Annotated in this window: 25 protein-coding genes; all 25 read right to left on the bottom strand. The window is 46.2% G+C overall.

Annotation, left to right across the window (positions count from 1 at the left end; genetic code table 11):
* Positions 1–11: 11 nt before the first annotated feature.
* Entirely contained in the window at positions 12–1,355 is a 1,344-nt protein-coding gene (locus tag DV872_RS10960; protein WP_114629975.1) for a flagellar hook-length control protein FliK, read from the bottom strand.
* Positions 1,356–1,371: 16 nt separating this feature from the next.
* Positions 1,372–1,995: a periplasmic-type flagellar collar protein FlbB gene (locus DV872_RS10955; protein ID WP_233516421.1), complete on the bottom strand. Its 624-nt coding sequence runs from the start codon at positions 1,993–1,995 to the stop codon at positions 1,372–1,374.
* Positions 1,996–2,007: 12 nt separating this feature from the next.
* Entirely contained in the window at positions 2,008–2,430 is a 423-nt protein-coding gene (gene fliJ / locus DV872_RS10950; protein WP_114629974.1) for a flagellar export protein FliJ, read from the bottom strand.
* A complete protein-coding gene (locus DV872_RS10945) occupies positions 2,405–3,817 on the bottom strand; it encodes a FliI/YscN family ATPase (protein WP_114629973.1) in 1,413 nt (470 codons plus the stop codon). Before DV872_RS10945 ends, fliJ begins: the two co-directional genes overlap by 26 nt.
* 44 nt (positions 3,818–3,861) lie before the next feature.
* On the bottom strand, positions 3,862–4,776 hold the full coding sequence (gene fliH, locus DV872_RS10940) for a flagellar assembly protein FliH (RefSeq protein ID WP_114629972.1): 915 nt from the start codon (positions 4,774–4,776) through the stop codon (positions 3,862–3,864).
* Positions 4,777–4,855: 79 nt separating this feature from the next.
* Positions 4,856–5,893 carry a flagellar motor switch protein FliG gene (gene fliG, locus DV872_RS10935; protein WP_114629971.1) on the bottom strand — a complete coding sequence of 346 codons (1,038 nt, stop codon included), beginning with the start codon at positions 5,891–5,893 and terminating at the stop codon, positions 4,856–4,858.
* Between the two features lies 1 nt (position 5,894).
* On the bottom strand, positions 5,895–7,601 hold the full coding sequence (gene fliF, locus DV872_RS10930; RefSeq protein ID WP_114629970.1) for a flagellar basal-body MS-ring/collar protein FliF: 1,707 nt from the start codon (positions 7,599–7,601) through the stop codon (positions 5,895–5,897).
* 63 nt (positions 7,602–7,664) lie between these two features.
* Positions 7,665–8,006, bottom strand: coding sequence for a flagellar hook-basal body complex protein FliE (gene fliE / locus DV872_RS10925; protein WP_114629969.1), 342 nt, complete (start codon positions 8,004–8,006; stop codon positions 7,665–7,667).
* Positions 8,007–8,039: 33 nt separating this feature from the next.
* Entirely contained in the window at positions 8,040–8,498 is a 459-nt protein-coding gene (flgC, locus tag DV872_RS10920) for a flagellar basal body rod protein FlgC (protein WP_114629968.1), read from the bottom strand.
* A gap of 23 nt (positions 8,499–8,521) precedes the next feature.
* Positions 8,522–8,938 carry a flagellar basal body rod protein FlgB gene (gene flgB, locus DV872_RS10915; protein ID WP_114629967.1) on the bottom strand — a complete coding sequence of 139 codons (417 nt, stop codon included), beginning with the start codon at positions 8,936–8,938 and terminating at the stop codon, positions 8,522–8,524.
* An 85-nt stretch (positions 8,939–9,023) separates the two neighbouring features.
* Positions 9,024–10,400 carry an ATP-dependent protease ATPase subunit HslU gene (hslU, locus tag DV872_RS10910; RefSeq protein ID WP_114629966.1) on the bottom strand — a complete coding sequence of 459 codons (1,377 nt, stop codon included), beginning with the start codon at positions 10,398–10,400 and terminating at the stop codon, positions 9,024–9,026.
* Positions 10,397–10,933 (bottom strand): ATP-dependent protease subunit HslV, encoded by a 537-nt coding sequence (gene hslV, locus DV872_RS10905; protein ID WP_114629965.1) that lies wholly within the window; start codon positions 10,931–10,933, stop codon positions 10,397–10,399. The genes hslU and hslV overlap by 4 nt, the downstream gene beginning before the upstream one ends.
* Positions 10,934–10,983: 50 nt before the next feature.
* Complete coding sequence (locus tag DV872_RS10900) at positions 10,984–11,916, bottom strand: tyrosine-type recombinase/integrase (protein ID WP_114629964.1); 933 nt, start codon at positions 11,914–11,916, stop codon at positions 10,984–10,986.
* Entirely contained in the window at positions 11,916–12,917 is a 1,002-nt protein-coding gene (gene dprA, locus DV872_RS10895; protein WP_158546923.1) for a DNA-processing protein DprA, read from the bottom strand. The genes DV872_RS10900 and dprA overlap by 1 nt, the downstream gene beginning before the upstream one ends.
* Positions 12,914–13,639 carry a tetratricopeptide repeat protein gene (locus DV872_RS10890; protein WP_114629962.1) on the bottom strand — a complete coding sequence of 242 codons (726 nt, stop codon included), beginning with the start codon at positions 13,637–13,639 and terminating at the stop codon, positions 12,914–12,916. The genes dprA and DV872_RS10890 overlap by 4 nt, the downstream gene beginning before the upstream one ends.
* Positions 13,636–14,535, bottom strand: a complete 900-nt coding sequence (locus tag DV872_RS10885) for a site-specific tyrosine recombinase (RefSeq protein ID WP_114629961.1) — start codon at positions 14,533–14,535, stop codon at positions 13,636–13,638. The genes DV872_RS10890 and DV872_RS10885 overlap by 4 nt, the downstream gene beginning before the upstream one ends.
* 2 nt (positions 14,536–14,537) lie before the next feature.
* Positions 14,538–15,716 (bottom strand): cell division protein FtsZ, encoded by a 1,179-nt coding sequence (gene ftsZ, locus DV872_RS10880; protein ID WP_114629960.1) that lies wholly within the window; start codon positions 15,714–15,716, stop codon positions 14,538–14,540.
* 93 nt (positions 15,717–15,809) lie between these two features.
* Positions 15,810–17,033, bottom strand: coding sequence for a cell division protein FtsA (ftsA, locus tag DV872_RS10875; protein WP_158546922.1), 1,224 nt, complete (start codon positions 17,031–17,033; stop codon positions 15,810–15,812).
* A gap of 2 nt (positions 17,034–17,035) precedes the next feature.
* Complete coding sequence (locus DV872_RS10870; protein ID WP_114629958.1) at positions 17,036–17,827, bottom strand: cell division protein FtsQ/DivIB; 792 nt, start codon at positions 17,825–17,827, stop codon at positions 17,036–17,038.
* Complete coding sequence (ftsW, locus tag DV872_RS10865) at positions 17,817–18,959, bottom strand: putative lipid II flippase FtsW (protein ID WP_114629957.1); 1,143 nt, start codon at positions 18,957–18,959, stop codon at positions 17,817–17,819. The genes DV872_RS10870 and ftsW overlap by 11 nt, the downstream gene beginning before the upstream one ends.
* Positions 18,960–18,979: 20 nt before the next feature.
* Positions 18,980–20,059 (bottom strand): phospho-N-acetylmuramoyl-pentapeptide-transferase, encoded by a 1,080-nt coding sequence (mraY, locus tag DV872_RS10860; protein WP_114629956.1) that lies wholly within the window; start codon positions 20,057–20,059, stop codon positions 18,980–18,982.
* A gap of 70 nt (positions 20,060–20,129) precedes the next feature.
* Positions 20,130–21,545: a UDP-N-acetylmuramoyl-tripeptide--D-alanyl-D-alanine ligase gene (gene murF / locus DV872_RS10855; RefSeq protein ID WP_114629955.1), complete on the bottom strand. Its 1,416-nt coding sequence runs from the start codon at positions 21,543–21,545 to the stop codon at positions 20,130–20,132.
* Complete coding sequence (locus DV872_RS10850) at positions 21,542–21,817, bottom strand: hypothetical protein (protein WP_114629954.1); 276 nt, start codon at positions 21,815–21,817, stop codon at positions 21,542–21,544. Before DV872_RS10850 ends, murF begins: the two co-directional genes overlap by 4 nt.
* Entirely contained in the window at positions 21,810–22,775 is a 966-nt protein-coding gene (gene rsmH / locus DV872_RS10845; protein WP_114629953.1) for a 16S rRNA (cytosine(1402)-N(4))-methyltransferase RsmH, read from the bottom strand. Before rsmH ends, DV872_RS10850 begins: the two co-directional genes overlap by 8 nt.
* A complete protein-coding gene (locus DV872_RS10840; RefSeq protein ID WP_114629952.1) occupies positions 22,775–23,233 on the bottom strand; it encodes a division/cell wall cluster transcriptional repressor MraZ in 459 nt (152 codons plus the stop codon). The genes rsmH and DV872_RS10840 overlap by 1 nt, the downstream gene beginning before the upstream one ends.
* Between the last annotated feature and the right edge of the window lie 5 nt (positions 23,234–23,238).

Genomic DNA, 23,238 nt, shown 5'->3' with positions numbered 1-23,238 from the left:
TCTATATGATCCTACACAACCAGATTTATCTGGCTCAGGTTTACACCGTCTTCATAAACTACGGGAATCTGCCCGTCCATATCGTCCAGAGCATTGCCCGTAAAAAATACGGGAGCCTCTTCTCTGTACTGTGAACCGCCCTGGGTCTGACCACCGCCGACAGAAACATCAAGGGAAGCGCTGCTGAAACCGCTGTCTTCCAATGCCTTTGTCAGATCGGCCAGATTATTCAAAAATGCCTGGCGTACACTATTATTTTCGACAATTATTTTCCCGACTATATTGTTTTCACTCAGATTCAGGTTAATACGTACTTTTCCAAGGGCTTCAGGCTTAAGAATCAGCTTGATTTCTCCCTCTTTATTGTCTTTGAGTACAAAACGGATATTTTTAGAAAGTTCCTGGGTACCCTTATCCTGAAGCTGACGATCCAGCAGGGCCGCACCTTTCTGCTCTTCCGCAGACATAAGGGAGAAGGTTTTTCCTGTATCTGCCTGCTCACCCTGAGGCATAGCGGATGTAACATCATCTGAAGGTACCAGTTCCAGAGTCAGCTTATTTGAAGAACTTCCACTCTCAACTTTCTTTAAGATGGGTGTTCCCTCTTTTACTGTTCTTCTGTCATCCACTGTGATTTTCAATTCAGATGATTTTTTATCGCTTTTCTGCTGAATACGGCTTTTACCATGTTTGTCGTTTTCTTTACCGTCTTCTTTGGCGGGAATATTCTGCTGTACAAGAATCGATGCTGTTTTAGCTGCCTGAGAAGCAGAATCACTCAAAGCTTTCTGTTCGCCACTATCTTCAGCTATCAGTTTTTCAGCAGCTATCAGTTTTTCAGCAGTCTCAGTAAGAGCAGAAGCCTCAGCTTTTGTATCTTTTACTTCAACTGCGGACTCGTCACCAGGCTCTGCTCCGGCGATCAATGACAATGCTTCATGATTCAGAGACACAGTCTTTGTCTCTTTACCTGTCTCATCAGTACCGGGGCCGGCAAGTTTCAGTGATTTTTTATCAGTATCTGATTTTACAAGTTTGAGTCCGGAATTCTTTTCCTTAGACTGGGTCGCCTTTTCAGCAGACTTGGATTCGGATGCGGCAGAAGATGAAGATGCTTCTCCGTCACTCTTCTCAGCCTTTTCAGTATCACCCTGTAGAACTTTCTGTTTCTTATGAGAAACAGTTTCAGCTGTTGGGGATTTTTTTTCCGCATCTCTGGACTCATAAATCTCTTTCTGCTCCCTGTAAGCAGTCCTGAAACCATTATCCTCAGTTTTTAGAGCATTGTTTTTTTCAGGTGATGGCCCCTTCTGTACCGGAAACATTTCGACCGGTGGGGAAGATAACTGAACCATGGCACCTCCAGATAATTTAATCTACCGGTTTCAACGCCATCTTGCTTTGCAGCTCTGCAGCTCTGTCCGCAGGCATTAATGACAACCAGTAGGCAACCAGGGACGCTTTACCGGACTCCACAGCCAGTCGCTCTGATGTTCTCAGAAGCTCAACCAGCTCGGTATCCTGCATTTCTACCATAATAGAAACTGCATTTTCCGGAGGCATTCCCTCCAGGTACTTTGCATTTTGTTCCAGGTTTGCTCTCTTATTGTCGTAAGTTTTTAAGGCTTCATTAAGAGATTTCTCTTTTTCCTCAATAGATTTCTTTGATTCTTCAAGTTGACCGCCCAATTCTTCGAGCTCGGCTTCTCTTAAAACAATCCCTTCTTCACGGGCAGTAAGGGCAGCTTCTCTGATATCAAGAGCTTCCTGTTGCTTGGCCAGTCTTTCCCTGTCCAGAAGATACATATCATCCGGCTGTTCCACCGCTTCGGGTACATCCAGGCGTACAAGCTTCAATATGGGGGAAAGTGTCTCCCTGGCATCAACGAGTCCAAGAAAGTCGACCCATAGCATTCCTCCGACGATTAGAACAAGGATCAGTACGATGAGAAAAAAGATTTTTGCCACTCCGGCGCCGCCATTTATACCAGCCACAGGACTCTCCTATTAATGAACCGTTTTCATATTATTCAACAAATCATCCAGACTGTGGGCTTCCACCCTCTTCCTGATTTCATTGTGTTCTGCTTTCCGTTTCTCTTTCAGTTTATCAAGACCTTCCCTACGGGCGCGGGCGGCTCTGTATTTTTCCCTGAGCTCTTCAAGATGCTCTTCCCGGGAATCCATATCTTTCTGAAAATGATGAATTTCCTGATTAATCCGGGCCATATACAGTCCATTCTGAAGAAGATCCTGACCGCCCGCCATGGGAGAGACTTTATTCTTCTCCCTGATTGCTAGCCGCTGCATTCTTTCTTCATTCAGATGATTCCATTCCCCCATGGCCCTGCCGAGAATCATCTCAGCTTCCTGTTCCTCTTCAAGGCGGAGTTCCAGGATAGACTCAAGCGTGAATTGAAATCGTTTCATCTCTCAGGTCCTCATCTCTCAATTTCTTATCTGTTCCCAGTTTTGCTTTTCGGTCCAGAATCTCCAGATCTTCATCTGTCAGTACATCTCCACAAAGCATTCCCGCATCCTTCAATGTGGTTTTAAGCTCAGCATTTTCTTCAATTTTCTGCTGCAGGAATCCATTGATTTCATCAATTTTCTCTATAGCCTCATCGACCAGAGGATTAGACCCCCTTGCATAAGCACCAACAGAGATCAAATCTTCCTTCTCTGTATACAGAGCCAGAAGTTTTCTGATATATCCTGCATTCTGTCTCATTCTGAGGGGCATTATTTTAGTTTCAAGCCTCGAAACTGAAGCCAGAACATCTATGGCCGGATAGTGATATTTTTCCGCAAGTTTTCTGGAAAGAACAATATGGCCGTCAAGAATACCCCTCACCGCATCGGTAATGGGCTCTTCCATATCATCTCCCTCTACCAGAATGGTATAAACACCGGTGATGGTACCCTTTTCTGCAGTTCCGCTCCGTTCAAGGAGTTTAGGCAGCAGTGTGAATACTGATGGTGTATATCCTCTGGTTGCCGGAGGTTCCCCCACCGAAAGGCCGATTTCTCGCTGGCTCATGGCCAGACGGGTTACGGAATCGAAGAGGAGCATCACATTCTTGCCCTGATCCCGGAAATATTCTGCAATGGTTGTAGCCGTAAAGGCCCCTCTTACACGGCTGAGTGCAGAAGTATCTCCCGTAGAGACAACCAGAACCGATCTTTTCAGGCCTTCAGGACCCAGATCATTTTCAAGAAATTCTCTGACTTCGCGGCCGCGCTCTCCAATAAGGGCGATAACATTGATATCCGCGGATGTATTACGTGCAATCATACCCAGAAGTGTAGATTTGCCCACGCCCGAACCCGCAAAGATTCCGATCCTCTGGCCTTCTCCCAGGGGGATCATGCTGTCGATCGAACGGACACCGGTGATTATCTGATTATCAATTGCTTTTCGGGTCAGAGGAGAGGGAGGAGTCTGAAAAACTGTTCGTCGGGATGATCCCTTTATACCTCCCAGACCGTCTACAGGATGACCAAGACCGTCCAGGACTCTTCCAAGTAAATCATCTGAAACCTGAATGCTCAGCTGTTCTCCCGTAGCAATTACGGGGCAGCCCGCCTCAATTCCCTGAATATCATCGTAGGGCATAAGCTGAACCCGCTGATCCTTAAGGGCAACGACCTCTGCAAGGTGCTCCTTCCCCAGACGTGGAATAATGATACGGCAGACTTCACCGATCACCGCCTGGGGTCCGCTGGATTCAATGAGATTTCCCTTTACCCGGATAACACGGCCCTGATATTTGACCGTGTCTATTTCTTCAACAGTATGTATATAACGTTCAAGCATGTTCCCCTCCCCAGCGGCATGCTGATCATGAAATCAGGCGGCTTTTACTGCTCACCCTTAACCTTGATTGGTACAAGTTCCATGATTTTTTCTTCAATTTCTTTAAGCTGACTTGTGATACGAGCATCAATCTGCCCAAAATCTGTCTCAATTATACAACCGCCGGGATCGACGGAGGTATCTTCCAGAATTGTGATTGATTTTACATTTTCAACCATCTTCATAAAGTCACGCGTATGATCTGTGGCCAGATCCAGATCTGCAAGATTCACACGAACAGCCACATCACCCCGGCTTTTCAACTTTCGAAGTGCCTGTACAATATTGTTAACCACAACGTTTTTCTGGTTTTCAGAAATAACCTTTATTACCTTGCGGGAGATAAGAAGCACCAGATCAATCATCTGGGTTTCGGCTTCATTGATCATATCTTCCCGCTTTTCGATTGCCTTATCAATAATAACGTGGAGTCTCTCAATCAGACGTTCGGCCTCTTTGTGCCCTTCCTGAAAACCTTCCTCACGACCGGCTTCCTCACCCTTCTTACGGGCCTCCTCTTCAATCTGGGAGACCTGATGCCGGGCTTCACTGATCATCTTATCGACATCGGATTTTGCCTGTTCAAGAATTCTGGCAGCCTCATTCTCGGCTTCGATTTTTTCACGGGATGCCTGATCAGTCTTACGACGGACCTCTTCAAAAGCAGTCTCTTCCGCCTCTTTTCTGATTCTATCGGCGTCTTCCTGGGCCCTTGTGATCAAGCCCTGCTTTTCATCTTCCCAGCTTAACTTGAAGGCTTCCGCCTCCCGCCTCAGGTCGTCCGCAGTAGGGCCGGTATATTCATCGAGATCCTGCAGATCATCCAGATCTTCCTCAACCTCAAAAACAGGGGCAGAAATCTGCACCTTCTGTGCCGTGAGGTTCACGATTTCCATGGGTCTGAACAGATTCTTAGCCATAATCTTTCTCCAACTACCAAAGCCCGTATAGAGCTTTGGCACTTTATTCGCTTAGGCCGATGGGCCCGGGATTAAATTGCTATACGAGAACGTCTTCTTCACCGCTTCTTGCGATAACAACTTCACCCTGATCTTCCAGTTTCCTGATAACAGATACGATTTTCTGCTGAGCCTCTTCCACATCCTTGCGACGTGTGGGTCCCATAAAATCCATATCTTCTTTCAGAAGTGCCGCAGCACGCTTGGACATATTTCTATAAATTTTGTCCTGAACTTCTGCATCTACAGCCTTGAGGGCCTTGGCCAGTTCGGCAGTATCAACTTCACGCATAACCCGCTGTACAGCACGGTCATCCAGCATGATGATATCTTCAAATACGAACATTCTCTTCTTGATTTCTTCTGCCAGTTCCGGATCTTCTTCTTCAAGAGATTCAATAATGGTCTTTTCAGTTGTACGGTCTACAAGGTTGAGTATATCAACAATGCTTCCCACACCACCGGCCGATGTATAGTCTTCTGATGAAAGTGAGGATAATTTCTTTTCAAGAACCCTTTCCACCTCTCTGAGGATTTCAGGAGAAGTACGGTCCATGGTTGCAATTCTTTTAGCAACATCAGACTGCTTTTCCTGGGGTAGCTGACTCAGAATCTGTGAAGCCTTCAAAGGTTCCAGGTAGGCCAGGATAAGAGCGATGGTCTGAGGATGCTCCTGCTGAATGAAGTTAAGCAGATGTGCGGGGTCAGTTCGTCTGACAAAGTCGAAGGGCCTTGTTTTAAGAGAACTGGTAAGGCGGTTGATAATATCAACCGCTTTCTGACTACCCAGTGATTTTTCAAGAAGTTCACGAGCATAATCGATACCACCGGAAGATATGAAATCCGAAGCCATCATGAGTTCCTGGAACTCCTGAAGGACCAGATCTCTCTTTTCGGAATCTATATTTTCAAGCCGTGCAATTTCAAAAGTCAAAATCTCTATTTCATCTTCCCTGAGATGCTTGAATACTTCTGAGGAGATATCAGCTCCCAGGGTTACCAGAAAGATTGCTGCCTTCTGCTTTCCTGAAAGTTCTTCCTTATGTGAGGGATTATTACCCTGCTGGTTATTGGCCATTCTACTCCTCCGCCAGCCATGTCCTGATCAGGTTGGCAACGTCTTCAGGATGCTCTCTGGCCATATTCTTGGCATTTTCCTGCATCTCCATACGTGCCCGTTCCTGAACAGACATTTCTACATCGATACCTTCTTCCTCGGCCTGTCTGAGGGTCTGTTCTCTCATAGCCTGATGCTGTCTTGCCAGCTCCTCTTCTCTGAGGCGGCGGCGTCTTTCCAATTCTTTGGAGATCATTCTGAATATGAAGAAGGCGGCAATCAGAATGACCAATGCAATTATGGAGAACAGCACGGTCTGCTGAATCTGCTGTTGACGTCTGTATTCGTCATCTTCAGATTTGAATTCAGAAGATCTGTCAAAGGGGATGTGCTGTACTGTGACAGTATCACCTCTTGCAGTGCTGAAACCTACAGCGTGCTGAACCAGAGTCAGAGCCTTTGAAAGATCTTCATCCGAAACAGCCGTATAAATACGCTTGATGCTGCCCCTCTCTATAACGGGCTTACCTTTATCATCATAATCCCAGTTCCAGATTCCGTCCACGGCAACCGCAACAGACATTCTGGCAATATTGAACGGACTCTTCTGTTCCTGAATATTACGTGTGTTTACAACCTCATTCTGGGTTTCACTGTTACTCTCATAGCTGCCCACAAGATTATTCAGATCTTTATAGGCGGGAGCAGTCTGACCTTCCTGTCCGGGAGGACCCTCGGGATTAAATCCTGTTCCTTCAAACAGTTCGGAAGAGCTGTTCTTGCTCAGGGTAATGGAATTGACTGTCTCCAGCTCACTGTAGGGAGTTTCAGGATTATCTTCACGGACGGTAATGGGGAAGTGTTCTTCCGTGGCGATAGTCTTGTTGATAAACTCAAGATCTATATCAATATTTACAATATTGACACGCTTTGCGGTAAATACATTCTGCAGAGAGGCAAGAATAGTATTTGTATACTGAACTTCCAGTGAACGCTTCTGTTTCAGCATCCGGGAGGTGAGCATCAGGTCATCCAGTTTACCCATATTCTCAAAATCATTGAGAATCTTACCGCTGTAGTCCAGAATTGTGATATTGTCCGCTTCCAGTCCTTCCACAGCAAACTGTATCAGTTTTACAATACCTTCTACTTTTACACGGTTCTCGCTTATATCACTTCCCGGACGGGGTGTGATTACGGCTGAGACAGTAGTAGGATTCTGATCACTTGAAAACAGGGTCCTCTCGGGGATTACCAGAGAGACCTGAGCATTATCAATATCACCCAGAGCCTTGATATGCTGCTCCAGATTAGCTGTAATGGCTCTTCTTAAATTTACATCCCTTTCAAAATCCGTAAGAGTCCAGCGTTCTACATCAAAAATAGCCCAGGGGTCTGTACCTGTGGGTATAAGATCTTCTCTGATAAGAAGAGAACGCATACGTCTGGCAACCTTGTCGTCGGAAACAAAGATCTTTCCATCTGCGTCGAGTTTATAATTTACGCCTTCCTCATCCAGTTTAAGGATGATTCTTTCATTCTGTGACTGATCTGTAATCGGGACTCCCAGCAAGGGTACCATGCTGGGTGATGACGAGACAGTAAAAAGTAATACGATACCCACAACGGCGCCGGTTAAGATCCCTGCGAATATCAATTTCTGGACAATACTCCACTTTCCCCAGATCGTTCCGATCTGTGATAAAAGTTTTTTAATCCATTCCAGCATTTCCCCCTCCCACGGTGAAACCTGAGGATTCCGGTTTTAAGGCCGAAACCCTTCCAAGCTTATTTACCTCATATTGATAATATCTTTATATGCCTGAACGGCTCCATCAACTATACTCTTGGTCATCTGTAGGGACATGTTGGCTTTTGCCATGGCAATGCTCACATCATGAACTTCCACTGAATTGGGATCTGTGATCATTTTCACAAAGATCTCCTGGCTGTCCAGCTGATCCTGATTGGTAGCTGTAAGTCCCTGCTTAACAAGATCGGCAAAAGCAGATTCTGCAGGAATCTCTTTGGGATCACTGTTTTTAACGGCCTTCATATGAAGATTGTTTGTAGTTTTCATTCCCACAAAGTTTCCTGAAACAGCCGATTCATTCATTATGTTCAACAGACTCATATATTGCTCCTACTTAAACTCTGCTAAGGCAGACTATCTTCCGATCTGCAGCGCTTTCTGAAACATTGATTTGCTTCCATCCATTATCGCTACATTGGCTTCATATGCTCTGGTGGCGGAAATCATATCCACCATTTCATTCACAATATTAACATTTGGATACTCAACATATCCCTTCTGAGGACCGGTTTTAATGGCATCGGGATGAGTCGGATCATAAACAAGTCTCAGTTCACTATCCATATCCTTCTCAATTTTAGAGACACGGACACCCTGGCCGATTCCGTTGTCAAGCTTGTCCGGAAGAAAAGGGCTCCGCCAGTAAGGCTGATCTACTATAGGGCGAAAAACCACACGGCTTTTTCTATAGGGTCCACCTTCGGCGGTGCGAGTGGTATTGGCATTGGCAATATTATCAGAGATAACATCGAGTCTCATGCGTTCGGCTGAAAGGCCGGATGCTGCGGTATTGATTGAACTGAATAATCCCATTACTTATTCTCCCTCGAACCCGGTTATCTGGTTACGATGTTGATCTGGCTGAATTGAAATCCCACTGATGTAGACAGCAGTTCATACATCATCTGATTCTCTGTGGCACTCATCATTTCCTGCTCAATGTCTACATTGTTTCCGTTATTCTTGCTGGTTGTCAGGTAATCCAGGACCCGTCTGGGTCTGACGCTGCGGTAATCTGTGGATTCATTAAAGCTCATATGCCTTGAATCTGTTACCTTGGCGGGGAGGGTGCGCTTCTGTTCTGAGGCCAGTGCGTTTTTCAGTTCTGTCTCAAAAGAGACATCGCTTCTTTTAAAATCAGGTGTTTCCGCATTAGCTATATTATTGGATATAACTTCCCTTCTCAAGAGACTCGTATCCATTGTCCGCTGCAGAACATCTACTGTTTTTCCAAAACTGCTTCCTGTAAACATACCTTTCTTCCTTATCTTGAAAACTTCTACCTTAATAATTTCGGCAGAACCCCCGCCTTCACTTAGGCTTTTGTACCGTTTATTCCTAAAGGATATAACGGCTTAAATCCCTATCCTGTATAACATCACCAAGCCGGTCATCCACATAGGCCGGTGTAATATCTATGGTCTGTCCCTTTAAATCGGGAGCATTGAATGAAACGTCCTCAAGGAGGAGCTCCATTATGGTATAGAGCCGTCTGGCTCCAATATTCTCGGTGCGGTTATTAACCTCTTCAGCCAGCTCTGCCAGTCTTCTGATTGCATCATCTGTAAAGGTCAAAGTGACTTCTTCTGTCCCCAGCAGTTCTTTATATTGTTTGATCAAAGCTGTCTTGGGCTGAGTCAGGATCATTTCAAAAGCATCGGCATTCAGATCTTCCAGTTCCACTCGAATGGGGAAACGTCCCTGAAGTTCAGGGATAAGATCAGAAGGCTTGGACAGATTGAAGGCGCCTGCGGCAATAAAGAGGATGTGTGATGTATCGATCATGCCGTACTTGGTATTCACGGTACAGCCTTCAACGATGGGGAGAATATCTCTCTGAACACCCTCTCTGGAAACATCCTGTCCACCGGCTTTGGCATTGCTGTTTGCAATCTTGTCAATCTCATCAATAAAAATCATGCCCATGTTCTGAACCCTGTCACGGGCCATATCCATGGCATTGTCACTGTCAATCAGCTTATCTGTCTGTTCCCCCAGGAGAATCTCTCTGGCCTGTGAAACCTTGACTTTTCGGCTCTTTTTGTTCATTCCACCGAAGATATTTCCCAATGCTCCCATTTTCATATCCATGGATTCAAAGTTGGAGCCCGAGAAGATCTCAATTGAGGGTCCACCCCCGCCTGAGATTTTAACCTCTACCATTTTGTCTTCAAGTTCGCCGTCTCTAAGCTTGCGTCTCAGAACCTCTCTGGTATGGGCTCCGGGAGGCTCAGGAATAATATCCGGCAGGTTGCCCTGATTATCGGGAACAGGATTCTGTACCTTGGAGCCGGGAAGAAGCAGATCCAGAAGAGCTTCTTCAGCTGCCATTCTGGCTTCTTCCTGAACACCTTCCTTCAGTTCAGTCTTGACCATGGAGACAGCAGAGGCCATAAGGTCCCTTACCATTGACTCCACATCACGCCCCACATAACCGACTTCCGTAAACTTTGTTGCCTCAACCTTGATAAAGGGAGCCTTACAGAGTTTTGAGAGTCTTCTGGCTATTTCTGTCTTACCTACACCCGTGGGTCCTATCATGATGATATTCTTGGGCGCTATTTCATCTCTCAGATCATCGGGGAGTCTGGAGCGTCTTAAACGGTTTCTCAGGGCGATTGCCACTGCTTTTTTTGCCTTATCCTGGCCGATTATATATCTATCCAGTTCTGAGACGATCTCTTTAGGTGTCTGCATTTCCAGTCCGACACTCATACGATTTCCTCCACAATGATATTGTGATTTGTGTATACGCAGATATCCGCTGCGATTCCCAGGGAGCGCTTCGCGATTTCGGCGGCATCCAGATCTGATCCGTCCAGATATGCCTTTGCTGCCGCAAGGGCAAAACTTCCACCGGAACCGATGGCTATGGCGCCTCCCTCAGGTTCTATAACATCCCCTGTTCCCGAAAGAACAAGTATTTTTTCCTTATCCATCACCAGAAGCATGGCTTCCAGTTTTCTCAGAGCCCTGTCGGTTCTCCAGTCTTTAGCCAGTTCTACGGCTGAGCGTGTAATATCTCCCCCGAACTCCCTGAGCTTGCCCTCAAAACGCTCTTCCAGAGTGAACGCATCGGCTGTGGAACCTGCAAAACCGCAAACCACCTGACCGCCGAGCAAACGGCGCACTTTTTTGGCATTTCCCTTCATGACAACAGATTCACCCATTGTCACCTGACCGTCACCGGCCATGGCCATATGTCCGTCTTTGGTGACGGCTAAAATTGTTGTTCCTCTCAGTTTCATATATACTCCCGCCCTGACGGAGTGAATTAAATCACTCCCATATTTTTCATTTAAGACCTGAAGGTCCTGTGAATATTCTTCTCATCTATGGTTCTTTTCCCGTGGGGATGGGCGTTTCTGTATACCTGACGGATACGCTCAATTCCTGTATGGGTATAAACCTGTGTTGTTGAGATACTGGCATGTCCCAGCATCTCCTGTACTACCCTGATATCAGCTCCCTCATTGAGAATCTCTGTAGCAAAGGCATGACGGAATGCATGAGGTCCGATCTTCCTGCTGAGTCCTGATTTTCTCATATATTTCTGAAGAATATAATATACACCCCTGGTTGTAAGGCCCTTACTCTGCTCGTCCAGTATCAGGGAACGGATATCTGTAAGCCCTTTCTGTATCAGACGTTCTTCCCTGAAAGGAAGATAATCATCCACAGCCATACGGGCCTTTTCTCCAATAAAAACATAACGCTGCCTTCCGCCCTTTCCTCTAATGAGGATACGGTTTGAAGCAACTGCGTCAACAGACAGATGACAGAGTTCACTCACACGGCAGCCCGTTGAGTAAAGCAGCTCGAACAAGGCTCTGTCTCTCGTTGCTGTAAAATCTTGACCTTCCACATGCTCCAGAATAATACTGACCTCTCTGTTTGTCAGATATACAGGAAGATGAGCCGGTTTTTTCATGGACCGGACTCCTGTAAAGGGATTGCCCTTAACTTCCTCTCTATTTTCCAGAAAGCTGTAATAGCTTTTCAGTGAAGAGAGGCTTCTATTTATGGTGGACGCTGCAAGCTGACGCATGGAGAGAGTACTGACATAGAGTCTGGCATCATCCCGTCCTGCGTTCTGTACAGTGAGCCCCTGCTGATTGAGAAACTCAATCCAGGCTGTTATATCATTACCATAGGCACGGAGAGTACTTTCTGAGAGACCTTTCAGATTTTTTATGTATTGTTCATATTCCTGAAACCCGTTGTCTGTCATCAGTACTGAACCCTCCCTTTGTAAAAACTCAAGCTGCCCTTTAATTCTTTACTCATCATTGTGGAAGCATGACGACCGGCATCCCCGGTACTGCCTGAAGCCAGACCGTAACTCTCATTCATGGAATGTCCGGCTTCTGTCAGATTTGGATAGATATCTTTGAGGGCCCCGATTACAGTTGCCCCCTGATCTGCCAGAGACGCAGTGCCGCCGCTCTTTCTTCCATAGAGTCCGCTTTCATGAACATAGACATCTCTGCCCTGATCAAGTGCAAAATCCGCAGTATACAACGCACCCGATCGTACAGGTGCCTGTACAATCACAACAGAGTCGCTTAAACCGCTGATAATCCTGTTCCGTTTTGGAAAATTATAGCGGGCTGCTCCTGTGCCGGGTATATATTCGGAGATAAGACCTCCGCCTTTATTCAGTATTTCTGCAGCAAGTTTCCTGTGCTGCCTTGGATAAGCTATATCACATCCGGTTCCCAGGACTGCCCAGGTCTTACCGCCGCCTTCAACAACACCCTTGTGTGCACTGCCATCAATTCCCGCCGCCAAACCTGAAATAAGGGGAATATCTCCCCGCGCTGCATCCAGGCCAAGAGCAAAGGCAGATCTGTCTGCTTCCAGTGCAGGTTTTCTTGTACCTACAACCGCCAGAGCACCAACAGCTTCGGGTGGAAGTGTGCCTCTCCAGAAAAGGAGGAAAGGAGGATCATAAATATTCTTCAGTATTGAAGGATAGGAAGGAGAACCGTACCAGCACCAGCTGATGCCGAGAGATTCCGTGCGCTTCAGATCAGAGATCCCCTGTTCCAGGAGTTCCCGGATATTGAATTTCCGTATTCGGAGTTTTCTATTAAGAATCCATTCCAGTTCAAAGCGGGACAGATCTTTGAAGTTCTCCCCCGTATTGAAGGAATTAAGCAGTCTGATTTTTTCTATCAGGCTGAGTGAGGCTAGCCTGTTTACTGCAAAAAGAATATTACGATCAATCAAAATGCATCCTCCCTGACACGTTCCAGGTACAGACGGGCCTGTTCTTTTTCTGCATTGAATCCGCTTATGGAGAGCAGTAAATTGTACTGATCCATAGCTTTTTCACTCATTCCCATCTGCTCCAGAAGCTGACCGTACAGAAGTAATGCCCGGCCGTCGCTGCGTTCTATCTTGAGATACTGCTCCAGATAGGGTTCTGCTTCAAAAGGACGCTCTAATTCGTAAATATAGAGAATGGCAAGACTGTAATTAGGAGGCATATAACGGGGTTCAAGGGATATGGCTCTCTTGTAGTCCTCTTCAGCCTGTTTAAGTTCGCTGACTGTCTGCTCTGCAGTATCACGGGAAACAGCCAGTTTTGAAACGGCTACGGCCCGGTAATAATACATCCGGGCATCGGAGGATGTAATTTCAAGTCCCCTGGAGAAGCTGTCTCTTGCTGGACCGTACATATCATAATCCATAAACTTCAGCCCCAGAGTTCTGTAATAACGGGCTGTATTTTTCCCGGCAGTGATGGCATCATTCAGCTCATCTTCCCAGCGGTTTATATCCTTGCGTATTTCCTTGATCTTTTCAGGATCTTCGACTGTTCCTGTCTGCTCAATCTCATATACCCTTTCGGCCAGATCATCATTTCTCATGGGTTTACAGGAAGAGAGTGAAAAAAGAACAATAACTGTCATAATTGCCGGAACGGTTCTTTTAATCTGCTTTATCATGCCTTCCCCCTGGGATGAAAAGATTCATGAGCATGCTGCAGGTCATCACGGTTGAGGTGTGTATAGATCTGAGTTGTACTGATATCCGAATGTCCCAGCATTTCCTGTACAGAACGGAGATCGGCTCCACCCTGAAGAAGATGGGTAGCAAAAGAGTGTCTCAGAGTATGAATTTTACCACTTACACCTGCATGTTCGGCTATGGTTTTAAAATTTTTCCACATACCCTTTCTGGACAGCCCCTTTCCCCTGTTATTCAGAAATACAGAGTTGGTCATATATGCGGGGCGGACAAGCCGGGGGCGGATATCATGAAGATAGATACTGAGCCAGTGTTCAGCAACAGGCCCCAGGGGAACCCATCGTTCCTTCTGTCCCTTGCCGAAAACCTGAACCATCCCCTCTTCAGGGTACAGATGATTCATTTCAAGATCCACAGCCTCTGAGACTCTCAGACCGCAGCTGTAAATCAGTTCAAAAAGGGTCCGGTCTCTCTGACCGAGGAGTGTATCAAGAGGAATGGCTTCCAGAAAAGATTCAACTTCCTCAAGAGTCATTACCTCGGGCAGAGACTGACTGATTCGGGGCATATCGATACCCTGTAGAGGGTTGTCGGAGCGGTATCCGCTGAGGATCAGGAATTCCATCATAGAACGTAAGCTGCTGAGTATTCTTGAAAGAGTCCTCGGGCTCAGGTCCTGATCCTCCTGACGGAAAGCCATCAGGTAATTTTCAAGAAGCGGCGCATCAAGATCCTGCCAGCTTCTTCCGGTACGGGTCAGAAATTCCTCCAGTTTCAGCACCTCTCGGAGGTATGCTTCAACCGTATTGGGAGACATACGGAGTTCAACAGTGAGATAAACTTGAAACTGTCTGGATAAATCCTGTCCCGTCATCTTCAGCTCCCAGCCTTCCTGTTTCTAAGGTATGTAGGTACGTATAGATCCGATTCACTGGGCCCTGCTCCTACAAGACTCTGAAAAGGACTGCTATGGGATTCACCGGGTTTATCATCATAAAAGCTCTTCCATTTGTCATAGGGAAGGATTTCATCGTTATTTCCGGGTACTTCGGGGATAACCTCTTCTTCCTTAGGAAGATTGGCCTCTTCTCTTCGGCTTCTGAATCCTGTAGCAATTACGGTAACCTTAATTTCGTCATCCATTGTTTCATCAATGGTTGTACCGGGAATCACAGTAGCCTCAGGGTCGATATTTTCGGCAATGATATCCATAACCTCTTTATACTCCGAGAGGGCAAGGCTGTTACCACCGGCTACGTTGACCAGAAGTCCTCTGGCTCCGTCTATGCTGGCATCTTCCAGAAGAGGATTATTGATAGCACTGGTTGCGGCATCAATGGCTCTGTTATCACCACGGCCTGAACCGATCCCCATGAGGGCCTCACCCTGTCCGTGCATTACGGCTTTCACATCGGCAAAGTCGATATTTATATCACCATGCTGGGTAATCAGATCTGAAATACCCTGGACACCCATTCGCAGGACATCATCTGCCATAAGGAAGGCTTCCCGTATGGGAGTATTCTTCTCAACTATTTTCATAAGGTTTTCGTTGGGGATGGTGATAAGAGTATCTACTTCCTTATACAACTTATCAATTCCTTCTTCTGCAAGAACCATCTTCCGTCTCTGCTCAAAACCGAAGGGCTTTGTTACAACAGCAACAGTCAAAGCTCCAAGTTCTCTTGCCAGTCTGGCAATTACAGGAGCCGATCCTGTACCTGTCCCCCCACCCATTCCGACAGTAATAAAGATCATATCTGCCCCTTTGAGCACATTCTTCAGGGTTTCCTTATCTTCTTCGGCAGCCTGAGCTCCAATCTCAGGATTTCCGCCTGCTCCGAGTCCACCTGTGAGCTTTGTGCCCAGAGGAAGTTTAATCGGAGCCAGTGATTTGTCCAGAGCCTGCAGATCGGTATTGGTTGCAATAAACTCAACACCCTTCACTCCACAAGAGATCATTCTATTCACAGCATTGCTGCCGCCGCCGCCTGCACCTATTACTTTGATAACTGTCTTGTTACCTAAAGTTTCTTCCATAATTTCAAGTTCCATGAATCCCCTCCCAAGGATAGATGTCCATTCAGTCATATTTGATCAGACCAACGGCCCGTCAGTTTAATCACAGACCCCGGGGTCTGTAAGTATTTATATAAAGTTCGAAAACCATTCCTTCAGTCTGGTCCATGCCTGCCCGCCTACGGGAATTTCAGTCTCCATACTTTCATCAGCCTCATGAGCTGCCATCACCAGGCCTATTACGGTGGTCCATTCCGGTCCACGGTAATCATTTGGCAGATTCTTCATTCCCGAAGGAAGAGCGATGCGTACGGGTCTCTGGAATATATCAGATGCCAGTTCACCGACACCAGGTAAAAGAGCACCCCCCCCTGCCAGTACTATTCCACCGCCCAGCCGATTCATATATCCCTTCTGCTGCAGCTGTTTGCGAATAAGAAGTAAAATTTCTGCCATTCTGGACTGAGTGATACGGCACACATCCAACTCGGGAATACTCCGGGGAGGACGTCCGCCTATCCCGGGAAGCAGAACTTCCTGAGAACTGTCCACCAGAGGTTCCCAGCACTTTGCCTGAGAGAGCTTGATCATTTCGGCCTGTTCCATGGACTGTTCAAGTACAATGGACAGATCTGTAGTCACCTGCTCTCCGGCAACTGGAAGTGAACCGGAAAAATGGGGAGTACCTTCAAGATATACAATGGCATCACTTGTTCCACCGCCTATATCCAGATACAGGACACCCAGTTCCTTCTCATCCTCCGATAAAACAGCCTGAGACCCCACAAGGGATTCCAGTGATATTTCATTCACCTTATAACCACTTCTGTTAGCACATTTTATTACATTCTGTGTAGCGGCGATACTGCCGGTCACAATGTGAACATCAGCTTCCAGACGGACTCCGATCATATCTATGGGATTTCTGATTCCCACTTTGTCATCCACCATATAATGTTGAGCTACCACATGAAGGATTTCACGATCCATGGGGACAGCAATGGCCTGAGCTGCTTCAATAACACGGCGGATATCCTGCTGGGTTACTTCACGCCCCTTCCCGCTGACAGCAACAACACCACGAGAGTTAAGGCCTTCTACATTACCGCTTGTGACTGCTGTATACACATCGTGCACCGTACGTCCTGCTTCCTGCTCGGCAGCTTCAATGGCTTTAGCAATGGCCTGCTGAGCTGCTTCGATATTTACGACAACACCTTTTCTCAGTCCCTGAGAAGCAACAGAACCGGCTCCTGCAAAGCAGAGTTCTCCCTCTTCATTGTATTCAGCGATAAGAGCTGATACGCGGCTTGTTCCGATGTCCAGTCCAACGACTATATCTCTTTCCGGCAAAACTAATTGCCCTCCCTTGTTTTCAGAACTACCTGATCGGCTCTGAAATCTGCATATTCAAAATCCTTTATGCGGTCTGCTTCATTCAAAGAGTCCAGAACCAGAAGTATCTTTTTCATAATACCGTCTGTAAGTCCTGATGAAAGGACAACAGGCAGTCTATAGGCACTTGTATATAGATGAACCTCATAGAGAGCACCCTCTATTCTCTTGATTTCAATCTCTGAAATCTGACCGAAAAGCTTGGGAGAATCTATTTGAAGGGTCTTTAAATCACTCAAAAACGGATTCAGTGCTTCCGGCAGAACTGAAAGGCTCTCTTTATCCAGCTCTAAACCCGAAAGAACAGGAAGATTCCTGTAGGGAGAAGTATCCGCTGAATGATAAAGAACACCATACTCATCAAAAACCAGAGGATTATCAACTCCATTCCTCTCAACCATCATAAGCCCCAGTGCTGATCTTCCGTAAAGGACAAGTTTTAAAGTGGAAGGGAACTGTTTTTCCACAAAAGCTTTCCTGATCAGGGGTGAACTCTCATAACGGGCTTCTATCTCTTTAGGATTCAGAGAAATATAATTTTCTGAACCTGTTATTCCACCCAGAGCCAGAAGCTCTGCATCACTGAGATTAAGTGTACTTTCCAGAAGGATCTGTGCAATTTCCATTCTGGGAAGAACAATAAACCGGGTAAGCAGCTGAAATACAAGGAGGACTGCAAGCACTGCAATAGAGATAAACAGGAGTTTTCTTATTTTTGTAAACAAAGGAGTTACACCTACTTCAGGCACCACAGAGGACCTCCCTGTCTTTTGCCTTGAATCTGGAAAAATTTATCAGAAGTCCGAAGATTCCCAGTGTTACCAGAGTTGAAGTTCCGCCCGCCGAAAAGAGGGGCAGAGGGATTCCGGTCGCAGGAAGAGCTCCGCAGACTACAGCTACATTGATAAGAACCTGAAAATAAACCGATGAGGTCAGTCCGAAGGCAGCAAGTCTGACATAACAGCTGGAGCTGTTAAGAGCAACAGAATAACCTTTCAACGCAAAAACCAGGAACAGAAGCAAAATAAATACAACACCCACAAAGCCTGTTTCTTCACCTACAACGGCAAATACGAAATCTGAATGGGCTGCAGGCAGACCTCCCAGCTTAATCTGTCCCTGTCCCAGTCCACGCCCCAGAAAACTGCCGTTCTGAAGAGCCATCTTTGACTTGAGAAGCTGGTAGCCGGCACCCGAAGGATCCGCCATAGGACTGAGCCATGAACTGATACGTTCCAGACGATAGGGTTTTGCAAGAATCATGGGTACAGCCAGAACCACAATAGTCAAAGAACCGATAGTGATGTATGTCCAGCTGATACCGGCCAGAAACAGCATGATAATAGCCAGGAGGAATACATATATTGCCGAAGAGAAATCATTCTGAAAATAAACAATACAGGCCATCAGAACAGACATAATCAGAACAGGGAGGATGGAATTGACAAAATCATCCATACAGTCTTTCTTTTTTTCAAGAATATGAGCGACATACAAAACAAGAGCAACACGAACTAATTCACTTGGTTGAAAAGAGTTACCGGCGATTTCTATCCATCGCTGAGCACCGCCTGCGGTACTGCCGATTCCCGGGACATAGGTAAGAGCATTCAATACTAAAGTAAAAATAACAAAGGGTATTGTCAGCTTACGGATCAGATCCAGTGGTACACGGCTCAGAATTAAACTGAAAAAGGTACCGATAATGATCCATATAATCTGACGGTTGAAAAAGAAAAATGGATTTCCTGCAGCTACACTGCCGAAGTGATAAGAAGCTGAGAAGAGAGCGCTCACACCGGTTCCCGTAAGAAGAACCATAATAGCCAGCAGGCCTGAGTCACTCATTCTGTTAACCATACGGTCAGCTTCGAACCGTCTCATTTCCCTTTATATCCCCTTTCCTACTGAATCTTCAGTGTAGACAGTCCCAGGATGGCAAACATGCCGCCCAGAATCCAGAACCGTGTCACAACCTTGCTTTCCGCCCATCCGGATAGCTCGAAATGGTGATGAAGAGGGGCCATCTTAAAGACCCTCTTCCCTGTTTTTTTGAACGAATAAACCTGGATCATCACAGAGACTGTTTCAATTACAAAAACACCGCCGATGATGACAAGTAGAATTTCTTTTTTAAGGATCAGTGCCAAGGTGGCTATAAAGCCGCCCATTGAGAGGCTGCCCGTATCACCCATCATGAGTTCAGAGGGGTGGCAGTTGAACCACAAAAAACCTATACAGGCCCCCAGCATGGCAAACGTGACAACTGTCAGTTCACCGGAACCCTTTAAAAAAGGGATCTGCAGATAGTCTGAGAACACGGCATGACCTGAAAGATAAGCTATTACAGTAAAAGCAATTAAAGCAATAATCATAAGCCCTGTAGCCAGGCCGTCAAGACCGTCGGTAAGATTCACTGCATTGGAAAAACCCACCAGCATAAAAACACCGAAAGGAATATAGAGCATTCCCATATCAAGTACAGGATTCTTGAAGAAAGGAAGGTACAGCAGAGTTGTGTGGTCATTCTTATAAATATAGAGGATAACCATGATAATCGTGGAAACAATCAGCTGACCCCAGAGTTTAAGACCTGAGCGCAGCCCTTCAGAACTTTTTCTTGAGATTTTAAGGTAATCATCGAGAAAACCGAGAATTCCGAAACCAATAAGAGCAATTAATGTTACCCAGGTGTAAAATTCACTCAAGTCCTGCCACATAATGACAGAGAATGTAACAGAGAGAACAATAAGGACTCCACCCATGGTGGGTGTTCCCGCCTTGGAAAGATGAGTCTCAGGTCCGTCATTTCTTACTTCCTGTCCTAATTTCAACTGAGTAAGCATCCGGATTACTCTCGGACCGAACATAAATGAAATGAGGAGTGCTGTCACTGCGGCATAAGCCGAGCGAAAGCTTATATACTTGAATATATTGAAAAAAGAAAAATACTTAACAAGCGGATAAAATATCGCTTCAAACATGTCCCCTCCCGAACATTAACGACCCCCTGCACCGCAGGAAGCCTATTTCAATTTATAAGACGCTTTAAAGTCAGGACTTCAAAACAGACTCACTTGACATGCCCTTTAAAAGAGGAGCGGTCAATCTTTCCAGTTCCATTCCCCGGGACCCTTTCAGGAGAAGAAGATCTCCAGGCTCCACAGTACCCAGTACTTGCTGTTCCAGAATGCGATAGTCGTCGGTACAAAACGCATTCTTTCCACTCAGTCCATACTCCCGGGCTGCGGCCTTCATTTCGGGGCCGAAGAAAAACACCTCGTCCACAGAGCTGTCGGTTAACGCTCTGCCGAGATTACTGTGTGAAGTATGACTCTCTTCACCGAGTTCAAGCATATCGCCCAGCACCAGAAGACGTCTTCCGCCGCTTGGGAGATCCACAAGCATTCTTACCGCAGCCATGACAGAATCAGGATTGGCATTATAACAGTCCTGAATAATGTCAACTTTCCCTTTCAGAATTTCGCTGCGTCCGAATACTGCCGAGAGTTTCCCCAGACCTATTCGAATATGATTCCAGTCTGCCCCCAGACTTCTGCACACAGCTGTTGCAGCCAGTGCATTATTTAGATTATGGATCCCGGGAAGAGCGAGAGTGACGGTACAGTCGGTGAATACCAGTTTCTGCCCTTCCAGGCCCAGATCAATAACTTCAAGCAGCTCAGGTATGGACTTTACTCCAAAACGGAGTGTTTCACCCTGAGCATTTTCAAATAAAACATCAGCAAAGCTCTCATTTTCATAAATAAAAGCCTTCCCGGAGGAATCCTGAAGAGAAAAAATCTTTCTCTTTTCTTCGGCAATGCGTCTCTGACTTCCCAGATACCCTATATGTGCTGTTCCCACATTTGTTATAACAGCCGTATCGGGACGGGCGATATCAACAAGAATATCCATTTCACCTATATGATTGATCCCCATCTCTAAAACGGCATATTCGTACTGCTTGTTCATTCTGAGCACCGTAAGAGGAAGTCCAATTTCGGAATTCAGATTTCCCGGATTCTTATAGGTGCTTCCCATTGTCTCAAGAATAGAGGCGATCATCTCCTTTGTAGTAGTTTTCCCATTACTACCGGTGACTCCTACAACCTTCAGATCCTTAAAAAGCTGCCTATGTCGGGAGGCCAGGATCTGCATATGCTTCAGAGTATCATCTACAGGAAAAAACAGAACATCATAAGCAGAAGCCCAGTCCTGGAGTGTTGCTGTATGATTTTCAGCCCAGACCTTTTCAACCAGAACAGCAGTACTGCCGCCCTCTATTGCAGATTTGATATGAAGATGACCGTCAGTCCGTTCCCCTTTCAGTGGAACAAATAGAGTATCAGGACGAGCATCTCTTGAGTCTATGCAGATATAATGTGGTTCCCGCCACTTATTTCTGTCTCCCAGGAAAAAGCCCTCGGAAAGCTTAAGCAGTTTTGTGACACCGAAAGGTGAGGTCACTGGCCCTCCTTCTGCAGCAGAATTATATCTGACGCAGCCGCTTTCACAAGATCATCGCTCTCTTCTGCCAGAAGCCCCACTCTCAAGGGGGAACTGAAGACGGCAACAGCCGCAAGAGCACGTTTATTCTTCTCTACAAGGTCCAGCTGCTGTTTCTGCAGACTCACAAGGTCCGCCTCCAGCTGCTGATACCGAAAACTCTGCCATACATTCAGACAGAGGAGTGCCGGAAAAAGGACCAGCAGACTGAAGTGCAGTACTTTCCTATACATCAGATTCTCTCCAGAAATCCGAAATTCTGCGGGCCACCCTCAGCTTGGAGCTGCGGGAGGCAGGATTTATAGAGATTTCTTCTGCTGTAGGCACTACGGGCTTACGGGTGACCATATCAACCACTCTGGCTCCGCCGCAGCTGCAGCGGGGCTGTTCGGAAGGACAGATACAGTCCCGGTTTAAATCTCTGAAAAAGTGTTTCACTATCCGGTCTTCCAGAGAGTGAAAAGTAATAACGGCAATCACGCCGCCGGGTTTAAGAGACTTTACCGCACCCCTGAGAACAGAGTGAAGACGTCCCAGTTCATTATTCACGACAATGCGGATAGCCTGAAAGGTTCTGGTGGCGGCGTGTATGCGTCCATGCCTATAGGCTGCAGGAACCGAGTGAGCAACTATATTTGCCAGCTGAGAAGCTGATTTAATAGGCTCTACGGCTCTTTCACGAACTATGGCCTGAGCGATTCTTCTGGAATAGCGCTCTTCTCCGTATTTATAAATAAGATCAGCCAGTTCCTTCTCATCATATTCATTAACCAGAACCTCTGCAGAGAGAGGATTATCCGTATTGAGTCTCATATCAAGAGGTTCATCCTTGGCGAATGTGAATCCTCTACCACTCTCCTCGTAATGAAACATGGAGATACCAAGATCCAGGAGAATTCTGTCAGGCTTATCAAGACCGATCTGATCTTCAAAGTATTCATCAAAATATGTATTAATAAACTGAACCCGATCCCCGAAGGAGGCCAGGCGTTTTTTGGCTTTCTGCTGTATTACAGGATCTGCATCCAGTCCTATCAGGCGGATATCAGGAAAACGGCTCAGAAACTCAAAAGAGTGACCACCCTCACCCATTGTGCAGTCCACAAAAAGCTGGCCCGACTCACTGGGTGCGAGAAACGAACAGACTTCGTCTTTCATTATTGAAAAATGTACAAATTCTTTTTTTGCCATTATAATCCCAGGTCCCCCATACCGGACAGGTTACCCCATCCTTCCTTTACTGACTGAGCACAGGCTTCTTCATACTCTTCGTATACCCGCTCATCCCAGATCTCTATATGATCATCCATACCTATCAGAGAACAGTCTCTTGTCAGATCAACAGACTTCATCAATGAAGGGAGGAGATTAATCCTACCGTTCTTATCTATGGAAATTTCTTCAGCAGGAGCAATCAGTCTTCTGTAGATCATCTGATACTGATCACTAAACAGTGATTTCTTCTCTCTCAAACCTGCTACCAGACGATCCCAGTGTTCTACAGGGAATAACCACAGGCATCTGTCAACGCTCTTCGTAAGAACCAATGACTCAAGAGGAACCTGTGAACGCAGTTTAGCAGGAAGCATCATTCTTCCTTTCTCATCAAGAGTACTGCTATACTGTCCTCGAATTCCCTTGATTTCCACTAATT

This window comes from Oceanispirochaeta sp. M1, from assembly GCF_003346715.1.
In the GTDB taxonomy this organism is placed as follows: Bacteria; Spirochaetota; Spirochaetia; order DSM-2461; family DSM-2461; genus Oceanispirochaeta.
The sequence above is the reverse complement of the archived record's forward strand: the minus strand, read 5'-3'. Positions and strand labels throughout refer to the sequence as shown.

What these genes read in the sequence shown, in the direction of transcription:
- DV872_RS10960 (WP_114629975.1), bottom strand. Translation starts at nt 1,355, where the DNA reads ATGGTTCAGTTATCTTCCCCACCGGTCGAAATGTTTCCGGTACAGAAG.
- fliJ (WP_114629974.1), bottom strand. Translation starts at nt 2,430, where the DNA reads ATGAAACGATTTCAATTCACGCTTGAGTCTATCCTGGAACTCCGCCTT.
- DV872_RS10945 (WP_114629973.1), bottom strand. Translation starts at nt 3,817, where the DNA reads ATGCTTGAACGTTATATACATACTGTTGAAGAAATAGACACGGTCAAA.
- fliH (WP_114629972.1), bottom strand. Translation starts at nt 4,776, where the DNA reads ATGGCTAAGAATCTGTTCAGACCCATGGAAATCGTGAACCTCACGGCA.
- fliG (WP_114629971.1), bottom strand. Translation starts at nt 5,893, where the DNA reads ATGGCCAATAACCAGCAGGGTAATAATCCCTCACATAAGGAAGAACTT.
- fliF (WP_114629970.1), bottom strand. Translation starts at nt 7,601, where the DNA reads ATGCTGGAATGGATTAAAAAACTTTTATCACAGATCGGAACGATCTGG.
- fliE (WP_114629969.1), bottom strand. Translation starts at nt 8,006, where the DNA reads ATGAGTCTGTTGAACATAATGAATGAATCGGCTGTTTCAGGAAACTTT.
- flgC (WP_114629968.1), bottom strand. Translation starts at nt 8,498, where the DNA reads ATGGGATTATTCAGTTCAATCAATACCGCAGCATCCGGCCTTTCAGCC.
- flgB (WP_114629967.1), bottom strand. Translation starts at nt 8,938, where the DNA reads ATGTTTACAGGAAGCAGTTTTGGAAAAACAGTAGATGTTCTGCAGCGG.
- hslU (WP_114629966.1), bottom strand. Translation starts at nt 10,400, where the DNA reads ATGAGTGTCGGACTGGAAATGCAGACACCTAAAGAGATCGTCTCAGAA.
- hslV (WP_114629965.1), bottom strand. Translation starts at nt 10,933, where the DNA reads ATGAAACTGAGAGGAACAACAATTTTAGCCGTCACCAAAGACGGACAT.
- DV872_RS10900 (WP_114629964.1), bottom strand. Translation starts at nt 11,916, where the DNA reads ATGACAGACAACGGGTTTCAGGAATATGAACAATACATAAAAAATCTG.
- DV872_RS10890 (WP_114629962.1), bottom strand. Translation starts at nt 13,639, where the DNA reads ATGATAAAGCAGATTAAAAGAACCGTTCCGGCAATTATGACAGTTATT.
- DV872_RS10885 (WP_114629961.1), bottom strand. Translation starts at nt 14,535, where the DNA reads ATGACGGGACAGGATTTATCCAGACAGTTTCAAGTTTATCTCACTGTT.
- ftsZ (WP_114629960.1), bottom strand. Translation starts at nt 15,716, where the DNA reads ATGGAACTTGAAATTATGGAAGAAACTTTAGGTAACAAGACAGTTATC.
- ftsW (WP_114629957.1), bottom strand. Translation starts at nt 18,959, where the DNA reads ATGAGACGGTTCGAAGCTGACCGTATGGTTAACAGAATGAGTGACTCA.
- mraY (WP_114629956.1), bottom strand. Translation starts at nt 20,059, where the DNA reads ATGTTTGAAGCGATATTTTATCCGCTTGTTAAGTATTTTTCTTTTTTC.
- DV872_RS10850 (WP_114629954.1), bottom strand. Translation starts at nt 21,817, where the DNA reads ATGTATAGGAAAGTACTGCACTTCAGTCTGCTGGTCCTTTTTCCGGCA.
- rsmH (WP_114629953.1), bottom strand. Translation starts at nt 22,775, where the DNA reads ATGGCAAAAAAAGAATTTGTACATTTTTCAATAATGAAAGACGAAGTC.